Source organism: Bacillus sp. 196mf, from assembly GCF_003217275.1.
GTDB classification, from domain to species: domain Bacteria; phylum Bacillota; class Bacilli; order Bacillales; family Bacillaceae_G; genus Bacillus_A; species Bacillus_A thuringiensis_S.
Genome location: NZ_QJTG01000114.1, coordinates 1 through 1,257, shown reverse-complemented (window position 1 = coordinate 1,257; position 1,257 = coordinate 1). Strand labels below are relative to the sequence as shown.

Sequence of the window (1,257 nt, the reverse complement as noted above, 5' to 3'; positions counted from 1 at the left end):
TTATTGAATTACTTCAAAATTTAAACCAGAATTTAATATTTGTCAACTCACTTTCAATTCCATTCTTAAAAAAATCTTCTTTTATGATTAAAATCTGCTTTACTGTTTATCAAATTTATATGGTTAAACTACTTAATCAAACTATACGCTACAAGTCTAAAATATGTACTTATACGGAATTATTATATACATTTTCTCACAACATTTTTCAAAGGATCATAACGCTATAAAACATATAATTTTAGCAATACAGTTACTTGACAAGAAAAAAATATATATTTATGCTTGCTACACGAAACAAATACATAAAATTTATATTGCTGAACCTGTTAGGTGAGGCTCCTATACAAACACAGGCTATTGCCCAAAAATGTCGAAAGACGCCAATGGGTAGAACAGGAATTGTCGGGTTAAGGCTCTTCTTAAGATAGCTAAGTGATGAATTGTCATTACTTTACGTTGTATAGTGCCAAAGCTCTACTAGGGGGAAAAGCCTTATTTAGTCATGCCATTTTAAATCCCCCTAGTATGTAACTAGGGGGATTTTTGCGTAAGAAAATAGGGTGTAAGCAATAAAATCTGCCTAAACAAAATCCTATTTAGTAATTGACGAGAACAAGATTTTATTCATTAGCAAATGTAATATTATGCTTTGTTTTAAATTAGGAGGATATTAAAATGAAAAAAATATTAAAACTCGATTATCTATTGCTCCTCCCTCTATTCATAACATGTACTTTAGGTATTATCATGATGTATAGTGCGAGTTCCATTGTAGCTGTCCAGCATTACGGTTATAAAAGTAGACACTTTGTTGATTCTCAATTAACAAAGCTACTTTTAGGAACAATAGGGTTCGTAGTTTGTGCTATACTCCCATATGAAATATGGAAAAAACGAATAGTCTCAATCTTTATTATGGTTGGGGGGATTTTTTTATTAATTATGGTTTTATGGAAAGGAAAAGTGGTAAATAATGCTCAATCATGGATCTTTGGAATACAGCTAGCTGAATTTCTTAAATTAGGAACAATCCTTGTAACAGCCCGTTTTTTTGCATTGCGACAAGAACAAGCTAAAAATAGCTGGAGTGGTAGCGGAAAACTTTTATTTTTTTAGCTACAATTTTTTTCTTATCTTTAAACAACCAAATTTAGGATCAGCACTTTTAATATTAGGTATAGGTTTTAGCATATTTCTTTGTTCAGGAATAAATATAAATCTACTAATCAAAAGAACTACCATCGGTTCTATTTT

Annotated in this window: 1 pseudogene and 1 riboswitch; the pseudogene reads left to right on the top strand. The window is 30.3% G+C overall.

Annotated elements, in window-relative coordinates:
- Positions 1 to 318: 318 nt before the first annotated feature.
- Positions 319 to 495, top strand: a riboswitch (M-box (ykoK) riboswitch).
- 183 nt (positions 496 to 678) lie between these two features.
- Positions 679 to 1,257: pseudogene (locus tag ATL10_RS30815) on the top strand (FtsW/RodA/SpoVE family cell cycle protein); the annotation flags it as partial.